Here is a 5,940-nt window from a genome sequence, read left to right as displayed (position 1 = left end):
GGATTAAAAAGTATGCATATTAAAATTACACCAGAACAAATGAAAGACATTGCTAACCATTTCACTAGAGCATCTCAAGAAGCTCAAGCACAAATTCGTGATTTAGATAACCAAATTAACTTCTTAGGTGAAAATTGGGCAGGTAATACACAACGTAAGTTCAGAGAAGAATTCGATAATTCTAAAATTAGTATGCAAGAGTATATTCGTATTATCGAGGGGATTGCTTCTGAACTGAATCGTATTGCTAATAAATTCGAAACAGTTGATAATACATATTGATTTGCAAAGGAAGAAAAGACCAGGATTTGTGAGGGCACTGAAAAAGCTCCTTAAAAAAGAAAAAGAAGATAACTGCCTACTATATATAGAGGGTTATCTTCTTTTTGATTTCTGTATATTGATGAAAGCTCTGTTGTTTACTCAAAGTAGACACTTTTTCAGTAGCCTTGGATTTGTTCCTAGTCTTTTCTTACAATAATAAGTAAATGAGAGTAAGGGGATAGCATGGTTTTTCGACCGGAAGTAGGAGAAAGCATCATTTTAAATAGAAAACGATATCGATTTACGAAACATCCAGCTGTGTTTGGGATTGATATTCCTTATGGACAAGAAGGAAGACAAGGAATTGTATATCAATTACAAAATGATCAAACTGGTGAAAAGATTGCTTTAAAAGTTTTTAAAAATCGGTATCGAGAAGAAAAACATAAATTAGAATTTTTGAATACACTTTCAAAAATGGCAGGGTTTCAAGTGGGATCTCGGTATATTGTAACAAAAAGCGAACATGCTGAGGTGATTGAAATATCAGAGGATCTTGTAAATGCAATTGTTATGCCTTGGATTCATGGACCAACATGGGCTGATATATTACAAGAACAAAGACTTCTTGAAAAACAAGATTGTTTTAAGCTTATGAAGGCCTTTTTGAAAATATTAAAAAAAATGGAAGATGAGCAACTTGCTCATAACGATTTGTCTTCCAGCAATATTCTTATTCCATATTTAACTGAAGAACAAATGATAGATCAATACATCATTGAGTTGGTAGATATTGAGCAAATGTATGGACCTAAAATAGAGCGACCTTCCCTATTACCAGCAGGGTCAGCCGGATATGCACCAATATACTTACAAAAGGGAGTATGGCAAAAAGAAGCTGATCGCTTCTCTGGAGCTATTTTACTATCTGAAATATTAGCTTGGTGTGATGAAGATATTCGAAAGCAAAAATGGGCAGATGCAAGTTATTTTAAAGCAGAAGAAATGCAAACGTCATGTGAAAGGTATAATTTGCTGTTACACTCTTTGCAAACCAATTGGGGGACTCGAGTTACAAGTTTATTGCAGCAGGCATGGGAAAGTAATCGTTTTGAAGAATGCCCAAGTTTTACAGAGTGGCATGAAGTTTTAAGTGATTTAGAGGAAGTTATTGAACATGATAAAGAAACAAATCAGCAAGTATCAAACTCTGTTTTTTTATCGAAATGTTTGGAAATTGCACGATTATTTGAAGAAAAAGGAATGCCCCAAGCAGCTTTATATGAGTACACAGCGATTAGTAGTCTTGAACATGTAACGAAAGCTTTAAAAGAAGAGCTAAAAACACTAATAGAATTGTTGCAAGAACAGCCGCATCAAGATAATAAAAAATCCATATTACAATGTTATTTGGAATTAGCGACTCAATTGGAGCTGGAAAATCATACAAGTATGGCTTGTTTTGTTTATAAACGGATCATGCAATTTCCAAACCTTGATCAAGCACTTGTAAGTGAAATACAGCAAATCATTAAAGAATTAGAGTCTAAAGAAGAGAACGGTTCCGAACAATTAGTAGCTAGTCTACATGAAACGGTGCCAAATAGTATTTTGCAAAATAGAAAGAAGAAAAATAATCAAGTAGATTATGACATTGATGATGAGATTTTAAATGCTAAACCATCTAATCAGCCCTTAACGTTAGCTACATATGAACAAGAAACAGAACCATCTTCTTTTGTAAAGTGGTGGAGAAAGAATAAACGTAACATTATTATTGTTGGCTCCACTTTTTTGGTAATTGGAGGCGGTGGGTTTGCCTATTACTTATATTCAACAAATACAAAGTATCAAGCCTATATGGAGAATGGGCGCAAGGCATATGCAAGTAGTAACTATAAAGTAGCGGAAGAGAATGTTGTGAAAGCTCTTACGGTAAAAGAGAAGGAAGAAGCATATTTACAGCTAGCAACCATTTATATCGCAGAGGGAAAAAATAAAATAGCAATTGATTACTTAACAAAATTAGTGAAAGATCGGGAAATTGATGAAACAAATAAAGAGATGCTGTATTTATTAGCTTCTGCAAATTTCCGCATTAAAAATTATAAAGAAGCAGTACCGTATTATGAAAAGGTAATAAATGAAAAAGGACAAGACATTGGAGCTTATGAAAGTGATGCAATGAGAGATCTGGCTGTTAGTCTTATGAAAATTGGAGAGTTTGAAAAAGCGGAAGATACCATCGTTAAGATGAAGACAGAAACAACCAAAGAAAAAGCAACAGTGTCTTATTTAAAAGGACAATTATGTGAAGTTACAGGACAACTAGATAAAGCGGAAAAATTTTTAAAAGAAGCAATTCAATTGGATCAAAAGAAAACGACGTATTATATTGAACTATCAAACCTATATGTTTTATGGAATAAGACGAATTTAATTGATAGTTCGAAAAAAGAAAAAAACTATCAAGAAGCAATTCAATATTTAGATTCAGCTATAACAAAAAATAAACAAGATGTTGAGTCATTAAATCAACTGGGCACCGTATATTATGAATTTGGACAGTTTTATGAAACTCGTGATGCTGGAAAAGGTGGAGAAGTGTATAAACAGGCTTTACACGTTTATAACGAATTACTGAATCTAGGAATTCGCGATAGTAACGTTCTTGTAAACTTAGGGATATTACACGATAAAACAGGGCAGGGAACAGAAGCAGATCGTTATTTTGCAGAAGCATTAGCAAAGAATGATGAAGACCCGCATGTCAATTTTATATACGGGATGTTTAAGATCAAACAGAAACAATATGAAGACGCTAGCCGTTTTTTAAAGAAAACCGTTCAAGCGAATGAAAATGAAGCAGAAGTAAAAGCTGCACAGGAAAAACTAGCGGAACTTAAAAGTAATGGTTGGATTCAATAAGTAAAGGGAGAGATACGGGAAATGGATAGTAAGACAGGGAAGAAAGTTGCCATCTCAGCTATGGCGTGTGCGTTATTAGGAACATCAGGTTATATCGTATATGATAAAGGCTTTGCAAAAGAGAATAAGGAACCAGTAAAACTTGCGAGTAATACAGAGAAAAAAGAAGATCGGATAACTGGAAATAATAATGGATTTCCTTCTATGTTTTCGAATAGCTCAGAAGAAGCAGGGAAAAAAGAAAACAAGGCTGATGGGGAAAAAGGAAAAGTAAATTTAGCTGACCTTTTGAGTAATAATAAATCCCCAATTACACCAATTGTGTATAATCCGAACGAAATACAAGTAGAAAAGAAAGAGCCTGAAATAAAATTGGATGGTAATACGAAACCGGGAGAGAACCTTATACCGGCTGTGGTAACACCTACACCTATACCGGTGAATACGGGGGATAATAAAGGCGTGGATAATAAACCTGGTGAGATTGTAACCCCACCTATTGAAGGGGAGAAACCACCAATTGTTATACCTAATGGAAATGAGGGTCAAAATGGCGGGAACCAAGGTGGAAACAATAGCCATAATGGAGGAAATGGGAACATCGATGGAAATCAGGAAGAGAATGGCGGAAAAAATGAAGATACACCAAGCCATGGGGATGCAAGACCAGCTAAACCAAATGTCATAATAAGTATTTCTCCATATACAGGAGATAAAATGATATCTTGGTACATAAAAGAAACAAATGAAACATATAGCACGGTGTTCTTTAGTGATTTTTATGATCAGGAACAAAAAGAAGAGCAATTAAAGAATTTATCAAACAGTACGGATCAAAAAGATTTAGTATTGCTTTCGCAAACGAATACAATTTCTAGTCCAAAACTAAAAGCACAAGCGTTATTAGGAAAGCAAAATTTAGACCAAATTTTAACTAGGAAGCATTCAGATGAAAATATGTTATTCTATATTCGAAATCAAATGAATGTATTAAACAGTAATATGGCTACTGCACCAGAGCTGGATCGATTTGTTAATAATAAAGAAGAAGAAATTAAGCAGTTATCTACAGATATATTTAATGCTGCACAAATGGATGAAAATGCTTGGAGATCCAATCCTGCCAGTGCAAGTTCTTTCAATAAAGCTTTAAGTAAATATTATTTATTAACATCTTTATTAAAAGGTGTTGATCCACAGGTTGAAAAAGAGTCGAAAGAACATATCCAAAGTATGTTCGATACGATAATTGAACGTGAAGTGAAAGAAATGGCAGGAAGAGACGTACAGAAAGAATCAGCAATAAAAACAGAAAAAACAAATAAAGAGCAGACCGTGAGTCAAGAAAATAAAAAAGAACAGGCTGCAAAACAAGAAGATAAAAAGAAAGATGAGCAAGGAAAAGATATAAAAGCTGCACAATCGAGTCCAGTTGAGGATGTAATTGTGACAATAAAGGAATATATAGATAATGAGGAAAAAAGAGATTATAAGAAAGCTATTACTTTGGCTGATCAATGGATTGACTATCCGCTTCATACAGATGAACAACTGGCGCAGCTCCAAGAGCTATTAGGAAAGGCAGTAAATGCTTTAGTTATCCAATCTGATGAAGTCGCAAATCCACTAGATGCGCTTCAAAACTATCACTTCTTTACAAATGTGAATCATTTGTCAAGTGATCAAAAAAATAAAGCAAATGAACAGGCTATGGCACTTGTGTTTGAAGTAAAGGCAAATGATGCTGCTGCAGAAAATGCTTATTACGATGCGGTTATGTATATGGCAAATTCTATCCGTAATAATAATTCATCTGAGCGTGCAATGATAAATTTAGTAAATTATACAAAAATATTGCGAGGCCAGGCTGATGGAGTTTGGGATGAAATACGCGGGACATCAGATTGGAAAGAAAAAGGGGAACAAAAAGTATTTCCTGCATATCGATTAATCTCTCAACTTTCTGATATCGATAATCGGATTGGGAAAGATGAGCGGATGATTCCTCAAATACAATATGCTACTGGAAAGATGGAAGGCATTGAATTATTGACTTATGCGCTTCAAGTATATACAAAACCAAACGAAGAGTATAATGCTTTGTATTATTTCGGTCAAGCTTATGCCCGTGGTGAATATGATTTTGCTAGCTATGAAAAATTGTTAAATAAACTAATGGAAAAAGCAGAAGTTTATGAAGCAAAACAATATACAGAAGCATTAAAGTTGTATCAACTAATTTATCAAACACCAGGTTCAACAGATCAACACATGAAATATAAAAATAAAGAATCATTAAAACAACGTATTGAATATTTAAATGATTATTATATAGCAAATGAAATGTATAAGAAGTATGAACAATCGAAAAATAACGAGGAACTTGCGAAAAACAACGAGGAACTTGCCACAGCAATTGCGCATTTACACCGTGCAATTGTGACAGGACATCCAGATAAGAATTTACTAGGAAACTGGGCACAAACATTATTAGATAATGCAAATGCTAGTTTTAAAGCGAACCACCATGATCAAGCATATAACTATTACGCTTTCTTAGCTGATGGAAAGAATTATCCAAATATCCCATCAGATATTCGTGAAAAAGCAGTTGAAGGATTAAAACAGTACAAATAGAATGCTAGAAGTTCACCATTTTTTAGATGGTGAACTTCTAAATGAAAATGAAGGAATGTTTTATACATCAATTAAAATACTGACATAACCCCCTTTTTTTAGGTGGGAGAG

General features: G+C 34.0%; 3 protein-coding genes. All 3 read left to right on the top strand.

Annotation, left to right across the window (positions count from 1 at the left end; all coding sequences use genetic code 11):
* Positions 1 to 282, top strand: a 282-nt coding sequence (locus V7183_RS11720; protein WP_438825168.1) for a WXG100 family type VII secretion target, incomplete at its 5' end; no start/stop codon positions are given.
* 225 nt (positions 283 to 507) lie between these two features.
* A complete protein-coding gene (locus tag V7183_RS11715; protein ID WP_335359619.1) occupies positions 508 to 3,192 on the top strand; it encodes a tetratricopeptide repeat protein in 2,685 nt (894 codons plus the stop codon).
* 21 nt (positions 3,193 to 3,213) lie between these two features.
* Positions 3,214 to 5,829, top strand: a complete 2,616-nt coding sequence (locus V7183_RS11710; RefSeq protein ID WP_335359618.1) for a hypothetical protein — start codon at positions 3,214 to 3,216, stop codon at positions 5,827 to 5,829.
* The last annotated feature ends 111 nt before the right edge of the window (positions 5,830 to 5,940 follow it).

The sequence above is a fragment of the Bacillus sp. JJ1127 genome, from assembly GCF_036965845.1.
Taxonomy (GTDB): domain Bacteria; phylum Bacillota; class Bacilli; order Bacillales; family Bacillaceae_G; genus Bacillus_A.
This window is presented reverse-complemented; position numbering and strand designations above follow the sequence as displayed.

Excerpts from the sequence above, each read along its gene's own strand:
- V7183_RS11715 (WP_335359619.1), top strand. The coding sequence starts at position 508 with ATGGTTTTTCGACCGGAAGTAGGAGAAAGCATCATTTTAAATAGAAAA.
- V7183_RS11710 (WP_335359618.1), top strand. The coding sequence starts at position 3,214 with ATGGATAGTAAGACAGGGAAGAAAGTTGCCATCTCAGCTATGGCGTGT.